At 35.1% G+C, this 23,746-nt stretch carries 19 protein-coding genes; 10 read left to right on the top strand and 9 right to left on the bottom strand.

What is annotated here, in order from left to right; translation table 11 throughout:
- Positions 1-135: 135 nt before the first annotated feature.
- The gene (locus B9T35_RS13520; protein ID WP_086191634.1) at positions 136-714 is read left to right on the top strand and encodes a uracil-DNA glycosylase family protein; all 579 of its coding nucleotides are present in this window, start codon (positions 136-138) and stop codon (positions 712-714) included.
- A gap of 84 nt (positions 715-798) precedes the next feature.
- On the opposite strand, the gene B9T35_RS13515 is transcribed toward B9T35_RS13520, so the two are convergent.
- Positions 799-1,662, bottom strand: coding sequence for a DMT family transporter (locus B9T35_RS13515; protein ID WP_086191633.1), 864 nt, complete (start codon positions 1,660-1,662; stop codon positions 799-801).
- A 196-nt stretch (positions 1,663-1,858) separates the two neighbouring features.
- Between B9T35_RS13515 and B9T35_RS13510 the strand changes: the two genes are divergently transcribed.
- Together B9T35_RS13510 and B9T35_RS13505 are read left to right on the top strand one after the other, a co-directional pair.
- On the top strand, positions 1,859-3,256 hold the full coding sequence (locus tag B9T35_RS13510) for a PLP-dependent aminotransferase family protein (RefSeq protein ID WP_086191707.1): 1,398 nt from the start codon (positions 1,859-1,861) through the stop codon (positions 3,254-3,256).
- Positions 3,257-3,321: 65 nt separating this feature from the next.
- Positions 3,322-3,945, top strand: coding sequence for a class I SAM-dependent methyltransferase (locus B9T35_RS13505; RefSeq protein WP_086191632.1), 624 nt, complete (start codon positions 3,322-3,324; stop codon positions 3,943-3,945).
- Positions 3,946-4,070: 125 nt separating this feature from the next.
- Here the strand turns inward: B9T35_RS13505 and B9T35_RS13500 are convergent, their stop codons facing one another.
- On the bottom strand, positions 4,071-5,561 hold the full coding sequence (locus B9T35_RS13500) for a phospholipase D family protein (protein ID WP_086191631.1): 1,491 nt from the start codon (positions 5,559-5,561) through the stop codon (positions 4,071-4,073).
- A 286-nt stretch (positions 5,562-5,847) separates the two neighbouring features.
- Entirely contained in the window at positions 5,848-7,326 is a 1,479-nt protein-coding gene (locus B9T35_RS13495) for a phospholipase D family protein (protein WP_086191706.1), read from the bottom strand.
- Positions 7,327-7,517: 191 nt separating this feature from the next.
- Between B9T35_RS13495 and B9T35_RS13490 the strand changes: the two genes are divergently transcribed.
- Both B9T35_RS13490 and B9T35_RS13485 read left to right on the top strand, forming a co-directional pair.
- Positions 7,518-8,627 carry an S-(hydroxymethyl)glutathione dehydrogenase/class III alcohol dehydrogenase gene (locus B9T35_RS13490; protein ID WP_086191630.1) on the top strand — a complete coding sequence of 370 codons (1,110 nt, stop codon included), beginning with the start codon at positions 7,518-7,520 and terminating at the stop codon, positions 8,625-8,627.
- Between the two features lie 136 nt (positions 8,628-8,763).
- On the top strand, positions 8,764-9,180 hold the full coding sequence (locus B9T35_RS13485) for a hypothetical protein (protein WP_086191629.1): 417 nt from the start codon (positions 8,764-8,766) through the stop codon (positions 9,178-9,180).
- 100 nt (positions 9,181-9,280) lie between these two features.
- Here the strand turns inward: B9T35_RS13485 and B9T35_RS13480 are convergent, their stop codons facing one another.
- From B9T35_RS13480 to B9T35_RS13470, 3 genes are all read right to left on the bottom strand, one after another.
- Complete coding sequence (locus B9T35_RS13480; RefSeq protein ID WP_086191628.1) at positions 9,281-10,486, bottom strand: aromatic amino acid transaminase; 1,206 nt, start codon at positions 10,484-10,486, stop codon at positions 9,281-9,283.
- A 303-nt stretch (positions 10,487-10,789) separates the two neighbouring features.
- Entirely contained in the window at positions 10,790-12,031 is a 1,242-nt protein-coding gene (locus tag B9T35_RS13475) for an HmuY family protein (RefSeq protein WP_086191627.1), read from the bottom strand.
- Positions 12,032-12,057: 26 nt separating this feature from the next.
- A complete protein-coding gene (locus B9T35_RS13470; protein ID WP_086191626.1) occupies positions 12,058-14,097 on the bottom strand; it encodes a TonB-dependent receptor plug domain-containing protein in 2,040 nt (679 codons plus the stop codon).
- Between the two features lie 155 nt (positions 14,098-14,252).
- On the opposite strand from B9T35_RS13470, the gene B9T35_RS13465 reads away from it, so the two are divergent.
- The 5 genes from B9T35_RS13465 to B9T35_RS13445 all read left to right on the top strand — a co-directional run bounded on the left by B9T35_RS13465 (position 14,253) and on the right by B9T35_RS13445 (position 21,662).
- The gene (locus B9T35_RS13465) at positions 14,253-15,248 is read left to right on the top strand and encodes a DUF6607 family protein (protein WP_086191625.1); all 996 of its coding nucleotides are present in this window, start codon (positions 14,253-14,255) and stop codon (positions 15,246-15,248) included.
- 129 nt (positions 15,249-15,377) lie between these two features.
- Positions 15,378-16,148 (top strand): alpha/beta fold hydrolase, encoded by a 771-nt coding sequence (locus B9T35_RS13460; RefSeq protein ID WP_086191624.1) that lies wholly within the window; start codon positions 15,378-15,380, stop codon positions 16,146-16,148.
- Positions 16,149-16,562: 414 nt separating this feature from the next.
- Positions 16,563-18,671 carry an EAL and GGDEF domain-containing protein gene (locus tag B9T35_RS13455; protein WP_086191623.1) on the top strand — a complete coding sequence of 703 codons (2,109 nt, stop codon included), beginning with the start codon at positions 16,563-16,565 and terminating at the stop codon, positions 18,669-18,671.
- A 458-nt stretch (positions 18,672-19,129) separates the two neighbouring features.
- Positions 19,130-20,185 carry a 3-deoxy-7-phosphoheptulonate synthase gene (locus B9T35_RS13450; protein ID WP_086191622.1) on the top strand — a complete coding sequence of 352 codons (1,056 nt, stop codon included), beginning with the start codon at positions 19,130-19,132 and terminating at the stop codon, positions 20,183-20,185.
- A gap of 313 nt (positions 20,186-20,498) precedes the next feature.
- Entirely contained in the window at positions 20,499-21,662 is a 1,164-nt protein-coding gene (locus B9T35_RS13445; RefSeq protein WP_213033369.1) for a PilT/PilU family type 4a pilus ATPase, read from the top strand.
- Between the two features lie 65 nt (positions 21,663-21,727).
- Here the strand turns inward: B9T35_RS13445 and gcvH are convergent, their stop codons facing one another.
- The 3 genes from gcvH to B9T35_RS13430 all read right to left on the bottom strand — a co-directional run bounded on the left by gcvH (position 21,728) and on the right by B9T35_RS13430 (position 23,745).
- The gene (gene gcvH, locus B9T35_RS13440) at positions 21,728-22,102 is read right to left on the bottom strand and encodes a glycine cleavage system protein GcvH (protein WP_086191621.1); all 375 of its coding nucleotides are present in this window, start codon (positions 22,100-22,102) and stop codon (positions 21,728-21,730) included.
- Between the two features lie 69 nt (positions 22,103-22,171).
- A complete protein-coding gene (locus tag B9T35_RS13435) occupies positions 22,172-23,200 on the bottom strand; it encodes a helix-turn-helix transcriptional regulator (protein ID WP_086191620.1) in 1,029 nt (342 codons plus the stop codon).
- Positions 23,201-23,301: 101 nt separating this feature from the next.
- Positions 23,302-23,745 carry a MaoC family dehydratase gene (locus B9T35_RS13430; RefSeq protein WP_086191619.1) on the bottom strand — a complete coding sequence of 148 codons (444 nt, stop codon included), beginning with the start codon at positions 23,743-23,745 and terminating at the stop codon, positions 23,302-23,304.
- Position 23,746 lies beyond the last annotated feature (1 nt).

The following is a 23,746-nucleotide window of genomic DNA, read 5'->3' as shown; positions in this document are numbered from 1 at the left end:
TTTAATGTTGTTTTTTATAACTTTTTTAATTTTTAATAAATATATTGATACAAATTTTATTATTCATACTATTTTAGTATACTTATTATAGTAAATAAATTATAAATATTAGTTTTAATTGATTAAGTTAATTACATGATTGAAACCCATCCGCTTAAACCTTTTTTACCGATAAATGCCAAGTTACTCATGCTTGGAAGTTTTCCACCACCTCAAACACGTTGGAAAATGGATTTCTATTATCCGAATTATCAAAATGATATGTGGCGAATATTTGGTATTATATTTTTTCAAGATAAAGATTATTTTTTAGATTTATTCAATAAAAATTTTAAAGAAGATTTGATTCGAAATTTTCTAACCGAAAAGGGGATTGCGATCTTTGACACGGCTTATCAAGTGATTCGTTTAAAAGCCAATGCTGCTGATAAGTTCCTACAAATTGAAACACCCACTGATTTGAATAAACTGTTAGCTCAAATTCCTTTGTGTCACAACATGATGACGACTGGCGATAAAGCCACAGATACTTTGATGTTATCTATGCCCGAAGGGTCTGTAAAACCAATGATTGGCGAATCTTCACAGGTTTATTTTGCTAAGCGTGAAATAACATTGTACCGAATGCCATCTTCATCCAGAGCTTATCCTTTGGCTTTAGAGAAGAAGGCAGATGTATACCGAGAGTTATTTTTAGAAATAGGCTTAATTTAACTGAATTATAAAAAAGACATTTTCTATAAATACTTAAAATTACTTTCTTTTTTACCCTATAAGTGAAATAAAAATCTATAAAGGTTAAGCAAACTTCTTTGCCAATGCGACACAAAGCACAACTGCACAAGAGACCAAGATCATTGATAAACTGACATGTTCTCCCAATAAAAATGCAGAGAGTATCAGTCCTATAAATGGTTGAACCAATTGAATTTGTCCAACTTTAGCAATGCCACCTAAAGCTAAACCTTTGTACCAAAAGAAAAATCCAATCAACATACTGAAAGTAGAGACATATAATAGCCCCATGAAAGATGAGCTGGTGACTTGGTCAAAATTTTCAGGCAAAGAATATAAACTGAATAAAATCATAAAAGGCAAAGCAATCACCAATGCCCAACAAATCACTTGCCATCCACCCAATTCACGAGAAAGTTTACCACCTTCCGCATAGCCTAATCCGCAGAGAATAATCGAAGCGAGCATATACAGATCACCTATCGCCAATATTTGATCTTGACCATGAAGCAACATAAAACCTATAACAAAACTACTGCCTAAAATGGCAAAGAACCAAAATTTTAAATTAGGTCTCTCACCTGTACGTAATACACTAAAAATAGCCGTAGAAAGAGGGAGTAATCCTACAAATACCAGTGCGCGAGCAGAACTAATGGTTTGTAATGCTAAAGCTGTAAATAATGGAAAGCCAATAACCACACCAACTGCGACAATGATCAATGAGTGGGTTTGTGGTTTATTAGGTTTAGTTTGATGTAAGGCTATAAGACAAATCAGCCCAAGTACGCCTGCAATCACCGCACGAATTCCCGTTAAAAACTCAGGATTAAAACCTGTCACAGCAATTCGTGTCGCAGGCATTGATCCTGCAAAAATTATGACCCCGATTAAACCATTTAACCAACCCTGATTTATTTTATCCATTCGGTATTACTCATCTTAAATCATTTATCTAAAAAAAAGCACATTGCATTTATGCGTTGAATAGGATGATTAAACTGCGATAAGATAAAAATGAATATGCACAATACAGTACGATTAAAACAAACTGTAATGCTTATTTAACCAGTACAATTTAATTATTTTGAGATGTCTGTTAAATTCAGATGATGAAATTATGATGAAAAAAACCAAGATTGATCAGACGATACAATTCATCCAAGATCAAATCGCCAACAAAAGTTTGATTGCAGGTACTCGTTTACCATCAGTACGTCAGTTTTCGAAACAATTAAATTGTTCTGTATCTACTGTCGTAGAAGCCTATTCTCGCTTAGTGGCGGAAGGAATTATTGAGCCAAGACTTGGTGCAGGCTATTTCGTACTAGGAAAATCATCATTCACTCAATTTCATGAAGCTCCGATGAAATTGGATCGCGAAGTCGATCCATTATGGATTTCAAGGCAGTCTTTGGAAGCAAAACCAGAGGTTTTAAAATCTGGGTGTGGATGGTTACCCACAGAATGGATGCCTGAGCAAAGTATTCGAAAAGCATTAAAAGTTGTATCACGTTCAAATGCGACAGTACTTTTAGACTACGCTGAACCTAATGGACATTTAGGTTTAAGGCAGTATATTGCAAGGAAAAAAGAGCGTTATGATTTAAAAATTAATACATCACAAATTTTAATTACTGATTCAGCCACACAATCTATCGATTTGATTTTTAGATTATTACTACAAGCTGGGGATGTCATTTTAATTGATGATCCTTGCTATTTTAATTTTCAAGCTTTAATCAAAGCACATAAATTACAAGCAGTTGCAATTCCTTTTACAGAGAAAGGTCCTGATATTGAATATTTTGAACGCACTTTAAATTTAAAACCTAAAATTTATTTAACCAATTCGGGTATTCATAATCCGACAGGAGCAAGTCTTTCAATCCAAACGGCATACCAAGTTGCTAAACTCGCTGAAAAAGAAAATTTACTTATTGTTGAAGATGATATTTTTGCTGATTTTGAGTTTATACCTGCGCCAAGATATGCCTCACTTTCAGGGTTTGAACATGTGATTCAAATCGGAAGTTTTTCTAAAACCCTTTCAGCGTCAATTCGTTGTGGTTACATTATTTCAAATTTAAACCGAATAGATCAACTGATTGATTTAAACATTGCAACACATTTTAGTGGTGGTAATTTAAATACTGAAATTATTTATCAAGCTTTAATGGATAGTAGCTATCCTAAACATTTAGATTGGTTAAGAAAAACGCTAATTAAGCAAATGAATGAAACCATTAAAAAATTAGCGCTTTTAGATATTCATCCATGGATGGTTCCTAAAGCAGGAATTTTTTTGTGGTGTAAATTACCTGAACATATCGATGCTTCAATATTATCCAAATTATGTCTAAACCAAGGTGTTATTTTAGCTCCGGGAAATTCCTTTAGCCAGTCACAAGATGCGCACCGTTTTATGCGATTTAATGTGGCTCAATGTATTGATAAACGAGTATTTGATGTATTAAAACTTGTTATGGATGACATGGTAAACAATAATAAATTTGAGTAATTATGAAACATATAGATTTAAGAATTGTATAAAACATTCCATTCCTACCGGTCAAAGAGAGAACAATGAATATAAGAGAAGTTCCAAGCCCAATTGATTTGCGCAATGAAAAAGATGCAGAAAAATGGGCGAGTGAAGCCAATACCAAACGCCCTTGGCGTTATGAATTTTTTGATCGTTATGTACAACGCATTCAAAATTTAAAGCAATCTAAAGTTGAAGTTTTGGAACTTGGTTCTGGTCCTGGCTTTTTAGCCAAGCATTTGCTCAGCCATTGCCAAAAGATTGAATATAGCGCTTTTGATTTTTCAGATGCTATGCATAAACTATCTAAAAGTAAGCTACTTTCTGATGATCTAGATAGGTCAAAATTTTACTTAGGTGATTTTAAAACAGAACATTGGAACCAAGATGTAGGGCAGTATGATGTTGTGATTATTCATCAGGCTTTACACGAATTACGTCATAAAGCATATGCAGAAAAATTTCATCAAAAAGTTAAAATGTTACTTAAACCCAATGCTATCTATTTAGTCTGTGACCATTTATTTGCTGAAAATGCGATGCAAAATAATCAATTATATATGTCACAGCAAGAACATTTAGTTGCATTAAACCAAGCTAGTTTTAGTCAGGTAAAAGTCGTGATGCAAAAGAGTGGGCTATGTTTGTTTGAATCTGCTGTATAAGACATCTTGCATAAATCTTCAAAGGCTATTTATTTTACTCTTCGAATGGGAAATAAAAATGTTTATGCAAGAGGTCTATAGCACTTAAAATTTTAAGAATCAGCTTAAATATATGGTGAATGTCATTACATCATCCATTCAATAGGAAGTAATGAAGTCGATTTCATCATAAATCTTTGGAATCTTGAAGTTTTAGGGTCTTTGTTAAACTCTTTAATTTCCCCGTTATCTGTATGCTCAAGCCAAATGATTTTACCTTGTTGATTCAGTTTTAATTCATAGGCAATTTTATGCAGATGTTGATCGAGTAAATCTGTAATTTGCTTTTTCAATTGTTCCGATTCAATCAGTAAACCCACTTCAGTATTCAGTTCAAAAGAACGCGGATCAAAATTAAAAGAACCAATAAAAACTTTGTTATCGACATGAATGAATTTGGCATGTAAGCAAGAGCGATCTTTGCCTTTTTTCGGAATAATATTGCCTGTCATACGCTCATACCAAGTTAAATCTTCACGTTCAATCAAGGATTTAAACTCATAAAGTTTTACGCCACTTTTTAATAGTCGATGACGATATTTTTGATAAAAGGCATGAACCATAGCCACATTATTGGCAAGAAAAGAATTGGTCAATACACGAACTTTGACATTTTGAGCAGGAAGTTTTGATAAATAATCAATTTCTTTGGTAGGCACAAAGTAAGCTGAAATTAAATCCAATTGATGTTTTGGGGTGCCCATTTCTTGCATGATTTGCTCATAAATCAACTCATGACCTTTGGCTTGTCCCAAGGTCTTTTTAGGAGAATCCGCAAGAAAAAAGGCAGGGGCCCAATTCAAAATCGTTTTTTGTAAAAGATTTTCTAGCTTTTTTTGCTCAGTATCGACCTTATAATCGATCTGGATATTCTTCTTTGCTAGTTCAATATATTCGTCTCTTAACTGTTGTAATTGTTCAGCTGTACCCGTGCCCATAATATCAATCACAGGGACGCTTAATGGATGTTCCCAAAATTGTAAATACGCAGCTTTCGCATCACGTACCACATGACCAAAAAACAAAATATCCATATCTGTAAATTGGAAATGATCACTTGCTTCAAAGTACTCACTGCCAATATTCCGTCCGCCTGTAACTGCAATGACATCATCAGCAATGGTCAATTTATTGTGCATACGATGGTTAATTTGTTTACCCCGAATCACATAATCAATGGCTCTAAAATTTCTAAATTTGTAAGGATTATAAATTTTGATTTGAATATTGGGATGGCCACTGATGTGCTTTAAATGTTCATCCAGTGATACGCCATTTTGATCATCAATCAATAATCTAATTTTAATTCCGCGATCAGCCGCTTGTAATAATTCATCCAGTAATAAATTCCCAATGAAATCATTACTCCAAATATAGTATTTCAAATCAAGAGTATTCTGGGCATTTCGAATAAGATGTACACGTGCTGCAATACTTTGAAAAGCTTCATTCATTGCCAAATAAGCCGTTAAATTTTGTGCTAATTTTTCCCTAATTTGCGGATCATTAATCCACTGTCCATTTTCTAAAATATTTTTATGCTTCGAATTTATTTGATTTTGTTGGTCTTGATTCATAAATGTCTACCATCCTATTTTTTGTATTTTCTTAAATTATAAAGATAAAAATCATGAATAAACTTTTGATCTAAAGCTTTTTAAAAGAGACTAGGAAAGCTCATGATTTTATATAATGCGTAAAAAATCGATCATTATTCTCGTTTTAGCTTAACAGTTGAGAGGTTGAGTACGCTATTTAAAAAACATCAATATGTAGTAAAACTGTTAAATACATTTTTAGTTTATATAGCTACTCAAAACTTAAAGATGGATGTATTTCGTATAGATATACTTTAATGATCGATCACATTAACCATTCAATCGGTAGATATGAGACTGAATGCATCACAAATCTTTGAAATTTTGAGGTTTTAGGATCTGTTGTATATTCAATGGTTTTACCATCTTGTTGATGATCAAGCCAAATGATTTCACCTTTATTGTTTAGCTTAAGTTCATAGGAAACAGTCAGTAAAGTACGATCTAATAAACTGGATACTTGTTCTTGTAATAGATCAGATTTAACCACTAAACCGACTTCAGTATTTAAATTGAATGAGCGTGGGTCTAAATTAAATGAGCCAATAAAAACTTTGTCATCAATATCAATAAATTTGGCATGCAAACTAGAAGTATTTTTTCCCTTTTTAGGAATCACGTTACCTGTTACAACTTCATACCATGTACGACGTTTACGTTCAATATAGGGTTTAAACTCATACAGTTTAACCCCACCTTTGAGTAAATCCACACGATATTTCTGATAAAAAGCATGTACGAGCGCAACATCATTTGCGACAAATGAATTGGTAAGTACTCTAACTTTGACATTTTTCGCTGGAAATTGAGTAAGGTAGTTTGTACCACTTTGCGTTGGAACAAAATAAGCTGCAATTAAATCCATTTCCTGTTTGGGGTCGCCCATGTGGTTTCTAATTTGATGGGAAATAAGTTCATTGCCTTGCGCATGACCCAAGGTTTTTTTCGGCGAATCTGCTAAAAAGTCAGCATGTGCCCAATTGATACGATTTTGATTCAATTCATTGGCAAGTTCTTTTTGCTCTTCATTGACTTTTTCATCCGTCGGAACATCATTACGTTCTAATTTTTGATATTCAACACGTAATTTTTTAAGATCATCTTGATTTCCTTGAGCAATCAACTGTTGAACTGGATAGCTTAATTCAAAATTCCAAAAATCATGAAAGACTTCATTGGCATGTTTAACGGCAGTACCAAAAAATAAAATATCCATATCTGTAAATTGGAAAGAATCACTGGCATCAAAATATTCACTACTGATATTTCGACCACCTGTTACTGCAATAATGCCGTCCGCAATAATCAGTTTATTATGCATTCGATAATTAATTTTCATGGTTCTTAATAAATAATCCATGATTCTAAACTTTCGGTATTTATAAGGATTATAAATTTTAATTGAAATATTAGGATGTACAGACAAGGCTTTTAATTGTGGGTCTATTTTCGTTCCATTTTGATCATCCAGTAATAAGCGAATTTTCACACCACGATCAGCCGCTTTTAATAGCTCATGCAACATCAATCTGCCAATAAAATCATCAGCCCAAATATAATATTGCAAATCAAGGCTATATTTAGCTTCTCTAATCAGATGAACCCGTGCTGCAATGCTTTGAAAAGCATCATTCATTGCCAAATAAGCGGTCAGACCTTGTTGTAGCTTTGATGCAGTTTCTGAATTGTTAATCCAATGTTCAGGGTGCGCAATAATGGCATTTTCTTGTTTTGATTGATTCATCGGCAAAGAACATCCCGTAATAGTAAAAACAGAAAGTAAGATGGCTATCGTAGCTGGTTGATATTTCATTTATAGTTTAAAAACTCAATCTTCACCCAAGCATAATATGAGTTACTGCTTGAATCTGTAAAGTGAAAAAGGTTACTGTAGCTCATCTATTCAAGTACTGAACCGAAAAGGATGAAAGTGAAATGAAATCACGTGCAGCTGTTGCATTTGGTCCAGGTAAGCCTTTAGAAATTGTTGAAATTGATGTTGCTCCACCACAAAAAGGTGAAGTTCTGGTTAAAATTACCCATACGGGTGTATGTCATACCGATGCTTTCACACTTTCAGGCGATGATCCAGAAGGTGTTTTTCCTGCCGTTTTAGGACATGAAGGCGCAGGAATTGTAGTTGAAGTCGGCGAGGGCGTAACCTCCGTTCAAGTCGGTGATCACGTTATTCCACTTTATACCGCTGAGTGCGGTGAATGCCTCTTCTGTAAATCGGATAAAACCAATCTTTGCGTTGCTGTACGTGCAACACAAGGCAAAGGCGTAATGCCTGATGGTACAACACGTTTTTCTTATAAGGGTGAGCCGATTTACCACTATATGGGTTGTTCAACTTTTAGTGAATATACTGTCGTTGCTGAAGTCTCTCTCGCTAAAATCAATCCTGAAGCAAACCCAGAGCAAGTTTGTTTACTAGGCTGTGGTGTTACTACAGGAATTGGTGCTGTACACAATACGGCAAAAGTTCAGGAAGGTGACAGTGTTGCAGTCTTTGGCTTAGGTGGAATTGGACTTGCGGTTGTACAAGGTGCACATCAAGCGAAAGCGGGTCGTATTATCGTGATTGATACCAATCCCGATAAGTTTGAACTTGCTAAAGAGTTTGGTGCGACAGACTTTTTAAATCCAAAAGATTATGATCAGCCGATTCAACAAGTAATTGTTGAAATGACAGGTTGGGGTGTGGATCATTCATTTGAATGTATTGGCAATACTAATGTGATGCGTTCTGCACTGGAATGTGCACATCGTGGATGGGGACAATCCATCATTATTGGTGTTGCAGGCGCAGGTCAAGAAATTTCAACGCGTCCATTCCAATTGGTGACAGGTCGTAGTTGGAGAGGAACTGCCTTTGGTGGTGTAAAAGGTCGTTCACAACTACCTGGTATGGTTGAAGATGCAATGAAAGGCGACATTCAACTTGCGCCATTTGTTACACATACCATGACATTAGATAAAATCAATGAAGCTTTTGATTTAATGCATGAAGGTAAATCTATTCGAACGGTGATTAATTTTTAGCCAGAAAATTAAAATTAATACAGACTGGTTATATATTAGTGTATAACTAGTCACAAAATAATGATAAATTAACAACGCTTTATATTTTTAAAAACAAAAATAGTTATTCATAAGTGAAGATAAAAAAGGAAGAATGATGAAAACTATAAAATATCTTGGATTACTTTCTATGCTACTGATATGTAGCAATATATATGCAAAATTACCGCCATCATCAACTAAGCTTTATCAAAAAGTGGCGAAGGGGTGCAAAACGGTTGATATTACGAAGTGGAGCCATCCAAACAAAGAGCTTCTTGAGAAAAATCAGTTTAAAGTTCAACAAATTCAATTGTGTAATAAGGATACCTATCCCATCTTTATTGGCGTGACGCAATATGATTTAACTTATCCGCCGAATGTGGCGTATGCAAAACGATTTTTTACGGATCTAGCCCAAACCAATGATAAATCGAGTTATGCATTTGTAGATTCAGTGAGCCAAAAGATTTTTTATGTCAATGTGAAGCGTAATCCATTTAAAGTCACTTATGAACATGCGAATTATGAATGAGTAAATTAACTGGTTTTAGTTCAAAAATAAAAAACGGACAATGCGCCCGTTTTTTATTAGATTTTTTTTGAATATTGGTGAAAAAAGTTTAATGCTTAAATTAAGCTGTTGCTTTTAAAACATCTACAATTGAATTTGAAACATAATCAATGTTATTCAAATTTAAACCAGCAGCACACATACGACCACTACGAAGCAGATAAATACCGTATGTATCTTTTAAAATATCAACTTGTTGCGCAGTTAAGCCTGTGTAGCTAAACATACCTTGTTGTTTCACTAAGTAGCTAAAGTCACGATCAGGCAGAGCAGCATTAAGTTTAGACTGTAGTAATACACGCATTTGAATAATACGTTCGCGCATTTCTTGTAGTTCAACTTGCCACTGAGCAGTTAATTCAGCACTGTTCAATACATTATCAACCAATAACGCACCTGTTGTTGGTGGGCTTGAATAAATACGGCGTACTGTTGCTTTTAATTGCCCCAATACTTTTTGTGCAGTTGCAGCATCATCACAAATAAATGTTAAGCCACCCACACGTTCACCATAGAGTGAAAATATTTTAGAGAATGAATTACTGACGATAAAGCTCATACCAGATTGGTCTAAAGCACGAATTGCATAAGCATCTTCTTCTAAACCTTGACCAAAGCCTTGATAAGCAATGTCTAAGAAAGGAATGAGGTCTTTTGCTTTAAGAACTTCAATCACTTGATCCCATTCAGCAGGGGTTAAGTCTGCACCTGTTGGGTTATGGCAACATGGGTGAAGCAATACGATGCTTTTTGCAGAAAGCTTATTCAGCTCTGCAAGCATAGCAGCTACGTTGACACCATTGGTTTCAGCATCGAAATACGGATAAAAATGTGACTGAATACCAGCACCATTAAAAATCGCGATGTGATTTTCCCATGTCGGTTGGCTGACCCAAACGTCAGATTCTGGGAAGTATTTTTTAAGGAAATCTGCGCCTACTTTTAATGCACCTGAACCACCAAGCGTTTGGATAGTGACAGCACGTCCGTCTTTACGTGCTTGACTGTCTTTTCCTAAAACCAAGGTTTGAGTCGCTTGATTATAAGATTTAGACCCATCCATTGGTAAATAAAGTTTAACTTTATCATTGGTTGGTTCAATATTTTTAAAAGCCGCTTTCACCGCTTCTAACTGAGGAACAACATTGTCCTCATTATAATATAGACCAATACTCAAATTGACTTTCTGTGTCCGTTCATCCTTACTAAACTCTTCCATAAGAGAAAGAATCGGGTCACCTGCATAAGGATCTACATGTTGAAACATGGCTCAAAGTCCTAAATTAAACGAAAATATTTGAACTAGATCATATAGCCAATAGTAAGGCAGACTCAACAGTTGATGAGGGATTATTTCTAATTATTGCTTCGACTTTAGATTATATACAATCGGCTTTTCTTAAATCATCGTTTTAAAATCTTAGTTTTTAATTTAAAGATGCTTTATCAATAAAAAACGGAGCAAGTGCTCCGTCTAATACGATGGAATTTAAGGATCATTTTGCATAAACTGAATCTGTTCATTTTCTTGTAAAAGAAATAATTGAAAAGGTTCTATGCCAATGATTTATTATTGAGCAGGTTGAACATCAAATTCAAATGTCCAATTCGTCGCACTTCCAGAATTACTTGGATCAGCATAAGCAATGGTTTTTAAATGCATACGTGCATAGCTATTGCCTTTATTACCACGAAGCATCGTTGCTGCATTTTGATTTGCCCCAAGTGAATGGGCCGCTTGTAAACCATCTGCTTGTGCAGATTCAATGGTTGGATAATAGCTATACCATCCATAAGACAATTTATTTGGATATGCCCCTTGATAAACAGGATTTAATACTGAGGTAATCGTATTTGAGCCCCATTTGGTGACTTTTGCAGATGATGCCGTTTTTAGATCTGCAAGTGTTGCTGTTACAGCATTGACATCTTTAAATTTTTCAACAATTGCTTTTCCTTCAGTTGTGTAGAATCCAGCAGGTTGTGAAGCAACTTGCGAGCCAATTCCTGTGTTTAATTGAACGCTATAACGATTAAATGCAATTTGCCAATTACTATCTTTACTATTGCTCACTGTGCCTGTTTTTAAATCAACATACGCCCAACCTTGCGTTGCATCTACTGAAAGTACTTTTGCATCAGCATCTGGAGTTAAAGTATTGATATAACGAACAGTGATATTTCCAGAAGCTGTACCTTTATAGTAGTCTGAAATTTGTAAGGCAAATATAGGTTTTTCCGCTGTTCCGATAGTTGCTGTTTTTGTGGTATCGGTTGTCACTAAGAACGTTTTAAAGTTAGGTGACATACGGTGATCACCAAATAAATCATATTCAAAGAAGCTATTAAAGCCATTCTGACTGTCCATAAAGGCATTACTATATGAATCGGCAATCCAAACAGCAGCAGGTAAACTTCCACCTTGCGTTGCATCTTTTTCTTTAATCAGATTTTCCCATGTTGCATTAAATGGTGAATATAAAGCACCACCCGTGCCTGAACCGCTCACGCCACTATTGGTAAATAGTGCTGGAGTTCTTGTACCCATTGCAAATTTTACATCCCAATCTGAGCCTTCGCATGAAATTGCGGTTTGAGTATCAATATCATAGCAATATGAAGTATTAACAGTAGGTTCAATTTTCCATTCTTTGGCTTTGACTGTAAATAAATCAGTATTGGTGACAGGAGGAGTCGTGGTACCACCACTTGTTGAATTATCGCTTCCACCGCCACCACCGCAGGCAGCTAAAAGTAAACTTAGTGACGATAAAGCAAATAGCTTTGCAAAGTTTGATTGAGTATTGAGCATGTTATTCATCCAAGAAATTCAAAAAGTTATTTAAGGTTTTTATTCCAATTAAAACGAAGCCCTGTATAGGTATAACGTCCTTCAATCGGGCGATAATCAAACGAGGCATTAAAGTCACGTTGTTCGTTAAAGATATTGTCAATACCCACAAAGGCACTGATGTAAGGTGAAATTTGATAATCGATTTGCGTATCGAAGCTGAACCAGTCGGGTGATTGATGTAAATTGGCACTATCACCATATTCATCACTTTGATAGCGAGCACGTACCGTGAAATCGAGTTGATCATTTAAGGCATAATCTGCACCTAATCGTGCGATGTGCTTCGGTCTACGTGTCAGCCATTTGTCTGTGGTTTTGTCTTTGGCTTCGGTATAGGTATAGCCACCTGAAAGGGTTAAATAAGGATTAACATTCCACTGAGCTGTAGTTTCAACTCCTTTGGTTGATGCTTCAGCAACGTTGCTGTATGAATATTGAGTAATACCATTGATAACCACAGCACTGTCATAATCAGTTTGGATGAGGTCTTTGATATCATTCCAGAATAAATTGATATCAGCATTCCAAATATTATTGTTAACCAGACTGATACCCAGTTGATAACTGTCAGATGATTCAGGTTTTAAATTGGGATTACCAATCACGATATAGCCCAAATGACTATGATCAAAAGAGTAGAAGCGTTCTTTTAAATTTGGAACACGATAACCTTGTCCATAACTGAATCTTAAATCAGCCAATAGATCATTTTGTTCAAGAAAACGATATTTAGTGCTGAGTTTAAAGGCATTATGATCACCAAAATCATCATCATTTTGAAAACGCCAACCGAATACCGCATCTAATTTAGATGTCAGTTGTGCATCATTTTGTACATATACTTCATGGCGATCACGAGAGACCGATCCGCCTTGCAATTCAAATTTACCGTTATTGCTTTGTTCTAGCTTTTCTTCATGCCAATCATAGCCAAATTGCCAATTTTGCTTGTACCAAGTCGGTAATGAAACTTGTGAACTGAAATGATTATTTTCCTGATTTGAAACCCGAGAAGCTGATAAATAATGATCCGTCATTTGAGTAGACGTTGTGTCATAAGTTTCATGCACACCTTTTACATCAACATTGATATTGCTCAATAACGTAAATTTTGAACCTGCACTGATTCGTTGGCGTTCAATGTCTTCAACTTTGTATTCTTCACGATTAGATGGAGAAATAAAAATTAAACTACGCTGATGATCTTTTTCTTGATAGTCATTGAAGTCAGCCCAAATAGAAAATTGATCACTCTGTTGCCATGCACCATAAATTGAATATTGCTGACGATTTTGCTCATCACCTTGTAAAGGATATTGATCTGGATTAACTGCAAAGCCATCACTGTTGAATTGGTCTGCTGTAATTCTGCCCTTAAATGCACCTTGTGAAGCTTCAATATTAATTTTTTCATGGTGATTATTAACAGATGCTGATTTTCCATTGGCATTCTGTTTGCCATAGCTTCCAATATCAACTTGCCCTGAAACGGAAATGCCTTCTTGTACTTTCTTGGTAATGATATTAATCACACCACCCATTGCAGAGGAACCGTACTGAGCAGATGCAGCACCTTTAATCACCTCAATATGGTCAATTCCAGCAACTAAATACTGGTTTAAATCAACCACTGACCCTGTGCTCGCAGCGAGGGGCAGACCATCAATTAAAATCAGAACTTGATCACTGGTTAGACCTTGAAGGGAAATTTCATAACCAGATTTACCATGAATTTCTCTTAGTAAAATGCCGGGAACGTTTTCTAAAGCATCTTTTAATGTTGTGGCATTGGTTCGTTTTAATTCATCTTCATTAATAATTTCTGTACGAATAGGGCTGTCCAATAATATCTTTTCTGAACGAGTTCCTGTCACGACAATAGTTTGTAATTTCTGAATTTCGACTTGTTCAGCAAATGTCTGTTGAACTGAGAAAAGCCCACAGGCAATGAGAGAGAATAATAAAAAACTCGGCTTAGACTTAAATTTAGCTTTAATCGGGGACTGTTTATTCACAACAACCATTCACAAATAGAAATATTTAACTTCTGTAAATGGTAATCATTATCATAATAATTTACAATACCCTTTAGATTTATTTCATAAGACAACAAATAGCGAACACTTCTGCTATGTAATCGGAATGAATCACAGCTTTAATACAATCTTGGAATGTAAATATGAAATTTAAGCTTTCTTATATTTTAGTAACGATGTTAGCTTTAGGGGTAACAGCAGTGCATGCAGAACAAAAATCAGTCCGTCTAACTGATGCATCACAACAGCAATCTTTGCATGAAAATTTAACCCCAGAACAAGCACGCCAAGCGATTTTAAAAATGGCAGGCGAATATCAAGTCACTTTCCGTTTTGAAGAAATCTACCCAGCAAAAAATGGTTACGATATTAACCCACCAGATATTTCTAAAGGCTTTGAAACAGTTATCGTTTTAGAAAACACGCCAAATAAAATTTCACTACAACATTTATTGATGGTGGGTGAGCATGTTGTCAAACATTGGCGTCAAGATTGGACTTATGAGCCAACCACAAAGTGGTCATACATTGGTAATTATGAATGGAAAAAAGTTCAATTAACGCCTGAACAAAGCAAAGGAAAATGGCTGCAAACTGTTTGGCAAGTAGATGATTCACCACGTTATGCAGGTTTAGGTGTTTGGGTTAAAGACCATGGTATTGAATCTTGGTCATCTCAAGCCACTTATCGCCCATTACCACGTCGTGAATTAACTACACGTGATGATTATGACGTGATTTCAGGAACTAATCGTCAAGCGATTACCTCAGAAGGTTGGGTGCATGAACAAGACAATATTAAATATGACAGTAAAACTAAATCTGCTTTAACACGTGAATTAGGTATCAATACCTATGTACGTGTCACCAAAACCGACTTCAAACCTGCTTATACCTATTGGGAGAAGAATAAAGCCTATTGGGGTTCCGTACGTTTAGCTTGGGATAAAGCATTTCAAGAAAATGAGGTCTTAGGTTTGCGTTTTACTCGCCAAAAAGACAGTGATAAAGATGCACATTATATGCATTTCATGAAACAGGCTGAAAAATTTGCAGGTAAAAATGTACCTGAAAAGCAATTGAATGAAGCGACCAAGACCTTGTTAAATGAAGAATTAACAACGGGTCATATGAAATAAAGACAATTGAACTTTATTAAAAAGGCATAATTCTGATTATGCCTTTTTTATCAATTCAATATTGTTCAATAAGCATGATCCTGAGATGATACTGATTGATAAAGTATGAAATTCAATTTGGATATTCTCATGTTACTCAATTTTCAATATCATCCTGCTACTGAACCCAATCAAAATATTCCAATTGTCTTGATTCATGGTTTATTTGGAAGTTTGTCTAATTTAGGCATTCTTGCTCGAGCTTTGAATGATCAATATGATATCGTACAAATTGATGTCAGAAATCATGGTCTATCAGCGCATACAAATGAGATGAATTATGCAGTCATGGCGCAAGATGTCATGGAAACTCTAGATTATCTGAACATTGAGCAATTTTCTGCAATTGGGCATTCCATGGGTGGAAAGTTGGCGATGAAGTTAACAGAAGTCGCTCCATCACGCTTACAACAACTTGTCATTTTGGATATGGCACCCTTTGCCTACCAAGAAAATCATCATGATCAAATTTTTAAAGCATTATTTGCAGTTAAAAGTGCCAATATTGAAAGTCGTAAACAAGCGACTGAAATTATGGCGCAATATTTACAAGAAAATATGGTGATTCAATTCTTACTCAAATCTTTTAACAAGGGGCAGTGGCTTTTTAATGTGGATGCTTTGTATCAACATTACGCAGATATTTTATCTTGGGATAATCTTCAAGTATGGAGTAAGTCCACCTTGTTTATTCGTGGTGAAAACTCACCTTATGTCGCTCAGCCTGATAAATTGGAAGCCATACATCAGCAATTTTCCAATGTTGAAATACAAATCGTGGAAAATGCAGGACATTGGTTACATGCAGAACAACCAGAGCAAGTCATTACACTGATTAAAGCTTATTTACATTCAATTTAAGAATGATTTTTAACCAAAGTGTAGTATTTAAGCCATGATTTTAAATACATCAATGGCTTATTTTTATTTTAAAAGGCTTATTTAAAATATCCTTTAAATTATTTAATTCAAATGTTTCTTCATTTAATTAAACTTAACTATATATCCATATTGACGTACATCTAAATATAAAGATTTAGCATAAAATTTATACTGTTGGATGCAAAGCATCATTACTTTTAAAATTAAAACAGATATAATTCTTCATAAATACAGATAAGTGTGATTTAAGTCGTATTTATATTAATTAGATCTTAATATTTATCTTATTTTAAAAATTTATTTAGTTATTTCAATAAATTAATGATGAAAAACTATACAATTTGTTTTTTTGGTTTATATTAAATACTGTGCTGATATTAAAAAGGATAATTTATGGCTCGCATTAATGTACAAAGTGATTCAAATTTGAGTCAGACAGATGCATCTGTAAATTCTACTCCTATAAAAACAGTGCAATTAAGTGATGAAATTAAATTCGCATTAGATTTATTACCCCATTTGATTTGGATCACTCAGTCTAATATCGGTTATTGTAATACTGCTTTAAAAACATACATCGGTGTTGAAACTAATAATATCTGTGATACTGATTGGATTAAATTTATACATTCTGAAGATGCCGAACATATTTATAATTTATGGACGAATGCACAAAAAACAGGGCAGAAATTTGAAAAAGAATGTCGCATTCGTAATTCAGTAGGTGATTACCAATGGTTTTTATTAATTGCACAAAGTAAGCCCTTAAAAAATAACATTTATAATTGGACCATTAGTTGTACCAATATTCATGAGCGCGCCATTTTACTTCGCGAAACTACTGACATGTTACGTGCACATACAGATATGCTCGATGTCAGTGTAGATTGCATCAAAATTGTCAGACCAAACGGCAATGTTTCACACATGAACCGATCAGGTTGTATTGCCTTATTGGGTAAAGAACGTGAAAAAAACTTTGGTATGAAATGGCTAGATTTATTGCCACCCGAAGTTCGTCATAAAGGTCAAAAGGCGATTAATGATGCAATAAAAGGCAAAAATGCTCGTTTTGCAGGAATGAGTGGTTTAGGTGCAGGTCGACAATATTGGGATAATATTTTAACACCTGTCGTAAATGATGAAGGTCAAACCACCAGTATTCTATGTGTATCTCGTGATGTTACATTACAAAAAAAAGCGGAAGATAAGTTAAGAGTTTCAAGTGAGTTTGATGAACTGACAGGCTTAATGAACCGTCGCGCATTTAAACGACACTTAAAACAATCCTTAATTCGTTCGAAAGAAAATCGTACCCATGTTGGTATGATGTTGATTGATTTAGATCACTTTAAACATATTAATGATACGCTTGGTCATTCTGCAGGTGATCATTTACTGAAAGTTTTATCGAAGCGTTTAGCTGGCTGCTTGGATTCAAATGCCTATATTTCGCGCTTAGGTGGAGATGAGTTTGCAATCATCGTCAACCAAATCCATAGTGTTGCTGAAATGACTCTTGTTGCTCAAGAAGCCTTAAAACAATTAGATGCACCAATTACCTATGCAGGTAAATTAATCAATGGTGGAATGAGTATTGGCTGTGCGATGTATCCTGATGATGCTAAAGATGTTGTCGGTTTAATGAAATGTGCAGATACGGCATTAAATGATTTAAAAGAAAGAGGACGTGGCGGTGCACGAGTATTTGGCCAAGAGATGTATGAATTGGCTGAACAAAAAGCATTGCAACTTGATACAGCACGTCAAATTTTAAGAAATAATGCCATAGAGCCATTCTATCAACCGAAAGTGAAATTGGATGATCGATCGCTGATTGGTTTTGAAGCTTTATTGCGTTGGCGTGATGAAAACAATGAAATACATTTACCAGCTACCATTGTTGAAGCATTTAATGATTATGAGTTGGCCAGTAAAATTAGCACAACCATGCAAACTAAAATTTTTACAGATATGGCAAGTTGGATCGCACAAGGAATAAATGTTGTTCCAATTTCAATTAATGCATCACCTGTAGAATTTATGCGTGATAACTATGCAGAACTTTTATTAAAACGATTAACCAGCTTTAAAATTCCGCACCATTTGATTGAAATTGAAATTACAGAACATATTTTGGCAGAGCGTGGCTCTGAATATGTCATCCGTGCTTTGAAAAAGTTAAAGGATGTCGGTGTACGGATTGCTTTAGATGATTTTGGTACAGGTCATTCTTCTTTAACGCGTTTACGTGATTATCCCGTTGATTGTTTAAAGATTGATTATGGTTTTGTGAATCGAATGAATGAAGAGAAGTCAATCAATGCCATTGTTGAAGGAATTGCTAAGTTGGGTCCAATTCTCTCCTTAGATATTATTGCAGAAGGGATTGAAACGGATCAGCAACTTGAAAGTTTAAGAGCTGTGGGCTGTAATTTAGGTCAAGGTTTCTTATTTAGTAAGGCAATTAGCGCTGAACATGCTTTAAAAATGTTAAGTTGAATATTCAGTTTTTAATCAAATAAATCAAAGCGTATTGATTATATTTTGTTATGTGATTTATTAAAATTTTTTCGTTAAAAGTACTTGTCAAAGGCTATAACTACGCGTATTGTAGTTTTATATACAGATTTTAGATATTGAAATAAAGATGTTAAAACAACCTTTGATTACAAACGCATATTATTTTTGGCAATTCTTTAGATAGTTGCTCGAATATGTTTGGGCAAATATAAGTTGCCCATCAAAGTTTATACCTGATCGGCAACACCGGTCAGGTTTTTTTATGCTTTATTTTTAACATTTTTGGAGAATATTATGTACAACTTTAACTTTTCATATTTTAGCAACTCTTATTGGTTTTACTTTAGTCAAGTGATGACTCAAGCCTTGCAATCGAATAGATCCCAGAAGCTCAAATAAAAGATCGGACTGAAATATAAAGTCCAAAGGAAAGACCCATGAATGCGCTAAACCATGCACTGAACAGTAATATTAAAAAAGAAATAGAATTAAGTTTGCCCCATCAATTAAAGGCTGAGTATCCACTCAATGTCACTTTAGCAAAACAAATTGCTGAACAGAGACAAACCATCCAAAATATTTTATCAGGACAAGATCCTCGTTTATTGGTGATCACAGGTCCTTGTTCAATTCATGATTCTATTGCTGTCCGAGAATATGCTGATAAATTAATACAATTACAACAACAAGTTTCAGATCAGATTTTCTTTGTCATGCGTGCTTATATTGAAAAACCACGTACAACAGTGGGTTGGAAAGGTTATATGTATGATCCTCAGTTAGATGGGTCATCAAATTTACAAATGGGGCTAGAAAAGTCTCGTGGGTTATATCTTGAAATTATTGAATTAGGTTTACCCATTGCCAGTGAAATTTTGAGTCCAATGGCGACAGCTTATTTTGATGATCTATTGGCTTGGGGCGCAATTGGCGCACGCACCAGTGAATCACAAATTCATCGTGAAATTGCCAGTCATATGCCATTCAGTATTGGCTTTAAAAATGGTACAGATGGATCAATTCAAATTGCTTTGGATGCGATCCAATCTGCGTCGAATGAGCACCAATTCTTAGGCATGAGCCAATCTGGTTTCCCAAGCTTATTACAAAGCCAAGGTAATCCATGTGCACATTTAATTTTACGTGGTTCAAATACAGGCTCAAATTACGATTTACATTCGATTCAAAAAATTCAGGAAAAATATAATATTCAATTGCCTGCTTTAGTGATTGATTGTAGTCATGGTAATAGTTCAAAAAATCCTTTATTACAACCTGAAGTTTTAGAGCAAATTATTGCTGAACGTCATTTCACTAACGTTCGTGGTGTAATGTTGGAAAGCCATTTGGTCGATGGTCAGCAAAAGATTTCATGTGATATGACTTATGGACAATCGGTGACAGATGGTTGTTTAGGATGGGATAAGACACAACAGCTTTTATTGAATGTTGCTAAAAATTTGCAGTTAAATACTTTAAAACGCAGTGCCTAATTTAAGCATCATAAATGATGTCATATTTCAGAATAGAGCTCCTTTAAAGGGGCTATATTTTTGCTTAAATAAAATAAATGAGCATTTAATTCAAGTGATTAAATATCCATCTAAAATAATAAGATATTGCACACACTTTCCTTGAATTCTTTTAAAAAGTTGATTTTATAAATTTGAGCTTATATTGAGGTTTATTCATTATATGCAACAGATAAAACGAATGATAAAACAAGTGTTAAATCACTGTTAAACCATGCATTTTAAAAACTAAATTGATACTCAATATTTTTTGAATGAAAGGGAATGATGCACAATGTATAGCGAAGAATTATTAGATGAAGCTCGAAAATTTATGTTCCATATGCTGACTAAAGTAGTGGAATATGGAGGTTCAGATTTATTTATTTCAGCAGATTTTCCGCCCAGTATTAAGCATCAAGGTTTGATGAAACCGATTGGACAACAAGTATTAGATGCTGAAAAAACCAAACTATTTGCTTATGGTTTAATGAATCAAAAGCAAAGATCTGAGTTCGAGTCAGAATTAGAATGTAACTTTGCGATTCAAGTGCCTAATGTATCCCGTTTCCGAGTCAATGTTTTCCAACAACAATTACAAGTTGGGATGGTCATTCGTGCGATTACAGCTGAAATTCCAAATTTTGAAAAATTAAAATTACCAGAGTCACTAAAAGATGTGATTATGGAAAAGCGTGGTCTAATTTTAGTGGTGGGTGGAACTGGTTCTGGTAAATCGACCTCATTGGCTGCCATGATTGATCATCGAAATGAACATTCAGCAGGGCATATTATTACAGTGGAAGATCCTGTTGAGTATGTGCATAAACATAAAAAATCAATGATTACCCATCGTGAAGTCGGTGTTGATTGTCACTCTTGGCATAATGCTTTAAAAAACACCTTGCGTCAGGCTCCAGATGTTATTTTAATTGGTGAAATCCGTGATACTGAAACGATGGAACATGCAATTGCATTTGCTGAGACGGGTCATCTGTGTTTAGGAACACTACATTCCAATAATGCCAACCAAACTTTAGATCGTATTATTAACTTTTTCCCAGAAGAACGACGAAATCAGTTACTCATGGATTTATCATCCAATATGAAAGCCATTATCTCACAACGCTTAATTCGTACTGAGGATGGCAAAGGTCGTCGTGCTGCAGTAGAAATTATGCTGAATACACCATTAGTTTCAGACATTATTTTAAAAGGTAATTTTCATGAACTTAAAGAAGTCATGACAAGATCCCGTGAATTAGGCATGCAAACTTTCGACCAAGCACTTTTTGATTTATATAATGATGGTTCGATTGGTTATGATGAAGCCCTGCGTAACGCAGATTCTATTAATGAAATACGCTTGCAGATTAAATTAAAAAGTTCACGTCAGCGAAATGAAGAGGCTCGTCCATCATCCTTTGGTATGGCAGAAGCTGAGGCAGCTGATGTTTAAAAGTTAGCTATGAACACCCAATAAAAAATCAGCTATTTAGCTGATTTTTTATTGTATCCGGTCTTTTATAGACCTGCTTCGTATTCAGTATTACTTAACAGTTTTTCTACATCTGCCATATTGTCAGGTTTGATTTTGTAAATCCAACCTTTACCATATGGTGCATCATTCACAAAATCTGGATCATCTTCTAATTCGCTATTCACTTCGACAACTTCACCTGAAATCGGTGCATGAATATCAGATGCAGTTTTCACAGATTCAACAACACCAGCTTGTTCACCTGCAGTAAGATGACGACCTACTTCTGGCGCTTCTACATACACCAAGTCGCCTAAAGCATCTTGAGCATGGTCAGAAATACCAGTAATCACGAGATCACCTTCAATTTTAACCCACTCATGGGTAGCGGCATACTTCAAATCTGAAGGATGATTCATAATGACTCCTTAAATGCTGTCCATTTTTTACTAAAGTTATATACGCTTTTTAATCAAGCATATCAAATATTATAAATAGGGATCTTTACGCCAACTGCTTGGACTACGCCCACTCCAGCGCTTAAATGCACGACTAAAGTTTGCCACATCCGAATAACCTAATTCATCTGCAATTTGTTCAAGTGTATAATCTGTGCGTGATAATAATGATGTTGCATGACGATATCGAACCTCATCTACCAGTGTAGAGAAAGAGGTACCTTCCGCTGCAAGTTGACGTTTCAATGTTCGATCAGACATATGCAAACGTTCAGCAACGTTTTCAATACTTAAATAATGCTGTTCTGAATGGGTTAAAATATCACGTACACGCATTGCTAAACGACGACGCTCACCTAATGCTGATAGTTCAGATTCACATTGATTAATGGCAATCTGACTTGCAATTGGGTCAGCATTCACCATTTTTAAGCCCAAGTATTTCTTATCAAAACTGGATAATAAATGAGGCTGTTCAAATCTAAAATTATATGTTGAAAGCTTAGCTAAATATTTATCAAAACCTTCAGGCTTGGCAAAATCAAAATCAATCTCTGCTTCGAGTTCATCAATCCCTGTGATTGCTTTTGCCATTGTCATAATGCCAAAGGTTAAGCTGGTCACAATTTCTGTGCGTAATGGTTCAATCGAGATATCACATTGCAATTGTAAGGTCGCTTTTTCACCAAAGGTAGAAAAATACAATTGTAAAAAGGGCATACGTAGCTGAATGAAACGATTGGCGAGTACTAAAGCATCTGTTATATCGTGCGCAGTCATAATCGCATAGCCAATAAATCCATGAATGGATATCCGCATTTGCGTACCAATATGATAGCCGAGTGTACTTTCACCCGTCATTCTTAGCGCGTGTTTAATTAACTCATTTGCAACGGGTGTCGGAATTCTAAACTCAGGATCTGCAAGCTCTTCACTGGTAAAATGAAAAGGTGCAAATAATGTTTCAGCACTATATCCCCAACGCGAAACGACATCTAATAACAAAAGACCATAAACGCCAGGAATCCCCTGATCTTGACGAGCTGACATTGTTTTCATTTGCAAACCGCTGCTCTCACATATTAGTGTTGGCTTAACTGCATATTGTCATGAAATTTAAATATGTGATATTAAAATTGTCTGACAGACATCCCATGACTTTATTGAAACTCTCTTTTAAATACAACAATTTTAGTCGTAGAAATTAGTAAAACATCATCAGATTGATTTTTAGCTTGGGTAATATAGGTCACAATTGCACGATCCGCTTTGGTTCTAGAAGGTGTAATAGCTACAATTTCAACATCAACATGTATTTTATCGCCAACTCGAGTCGGTTTTGGCCAACGAAGGCTAGATTCTGAACCAATCAAACCTTTTGCAATGGGAAAACATTCTGTCCATAAACGCATGGTAACAGCTGAAGTATGCCAACCACTCGCAGCAAGACCTTGAAAAATAGGATGTTCTTTTGCTTTCTCTGCATCAGTATGAAAAACCTGAGGATCATACTTTTGTGCGAACTCTAAAACCTCATCCAAAGTCATTTCATACTCACGGCTTTGAAAATGATCACCTATTTTTAAATCTTCTAAATACAACATC

This window comes from Acinetobacter sp. ANC 3832, assembly GCF_002135415.1.
Taxonomy (GTDB): Bacteria; Pseudomonadota; Gammaproteobacteria; order Pseudomonadales; family Moraxellaceae; genus Acinetobacter.
The sequence above is the reverse complement of the archived record's forward strand: the minus strand, read 5'-3'. Positions and strand labels throughout refer to the sequence as shown.

Excerpts from the sequence above, each read along its gene's own strand:
- B9T35_RS13435 (WP_086191620.1), bottom strand. The coding sequence starts at position 23,200 with ATGAAAACAATGTCAGCTCGTCAAGATCAGGGGATTCCTGGCGTTTAT.
- B9T35_RS13450 (WP_086191622.1), top strand. The coding sequence starts at position 19,130 with ATGAATGCGCTAAACCATGCACTGAACAGTAATATTAAAAAAGAAATA.
- B9T35_RS13510 (WP_086191707.1), top strand. The coding sequence starts at position 1,859 with ATGAAAAAAACCAAGATTGATCAGACGATACAATTCATCCAAGATCAA.
- B9T35_RS13485 (WP_086191629.1), top strand. The coding sequence starts at position 8,764 with ATGAAAACTATAAAATATCTTGGATTACTTTCTATGCTACTGATATGT.
- B9T35_RS13460 (WP_086191624.1), top strand. The coding sequence starts at position 15,378 with ATGTTACTCAATTTTCAATATCATCCTGCTACTGAACCCAATCAAAAT.
- B9T35_RS13475 (WP_086191627.1), bottom strand. The coding sequence starts at position 12,031 with ATGCTCAATACTCAATCAAACTTTGCAAAGCTATTTGCTTTATCGTCA.
- B9T35_RS13495 (WP_086191706.1), bottom strand. The coding sequence starts at position 7,326 with ATGAATCAATCAAAACAAGAAAATGCCATTATTGCGCACCCTGAACAT.
- B9T35_RS13500 (WP_086191631.1), bottom strand. The coding sequence starts at position 5,561 with ATGAATCAAGACCAACAAAATCAAATAAATTCGAAGCATAAAAATATT.
- B9T35_RS13505 (WP_086191632.1), top strand. The coding sequence starts at position 3,322 with ATGAATATAAGAGAAGTTCCAAGCCCAATTGATTTGCGCAATGAAAAA.
- gcvH (WP_086191621.1), bottom strand. The coding sequence starts at position 22,102 with ATGAATCATCCTTCAGATTTGAAGTATGCCGCTACCCATGAGTGGGTT.
- B9T35_RS13445 (WP_213033369.1), top strand. The coding sequence starts at position 20,499 with ATGTATAGCGAAGAATTATTAGATGAAGCTCGAAAATTTATGTTCCAT.
- B9T35_RS13465 (WP_086191625.1), top strand. The coding sequence starts at position 14,253 with ATGAAATTTAAGCTTTCTTATATTTTAGTAACGATGTTAGCTTTAGGG.
- B9T35_RS13490 (WP_086191630.1), top strand. The coding sequence starts at position 7,518 with ATGAAATCACGTGCAGCTGTTGCATTTGGTCCAGGTAAGCCTTTAGAA.
- B9T35_RS13470 (WP_086191626.1), bottom strand. The coding sequence starts at position 14,097 with ATGGTTGTTGTGAATAAACAGTCCCCGATTAAAGCTAAATTTAAGTCT.
- B9T35_RS13430 (WP_086191619.1), bottom strand. The coding sequence starts at position 23,745 with ATGTTGTATTTAGAAGATTTAAAAATAGGTGATCATTTTCAAAGCCGT.
- B9T35_RS13520 (WP_086191634.1), top strand. The coding sequence starts at position 136 with ATGATTGAAACCCATCCGCTTAAACCTTTTTTACCGATAAATGCCAAG.
- B9T35_RS13515 (WP_086191633.1), bottom strand. The coding sequence starts at position 1,662 with ATGGATAAAATAAATCAGGGTTGGTTAAATGGTTTAATCGGGGTCATA.
- B9T35_RS13455 (WP_086191623.1), top strand. The coding sequence starts at position 16,563 with ATGGCTCGCATTAATGTACAAAGTGATTCAAATTTGAGTCAGACAGAT.
- B9T35_RS13480 (WP_086191628.1), bottom strand. The coding sequence starts at position 10,486 with ATGTTTCAACATGTAGATCCTTATGCAGGTGACCCGATTCTTTCTCTT.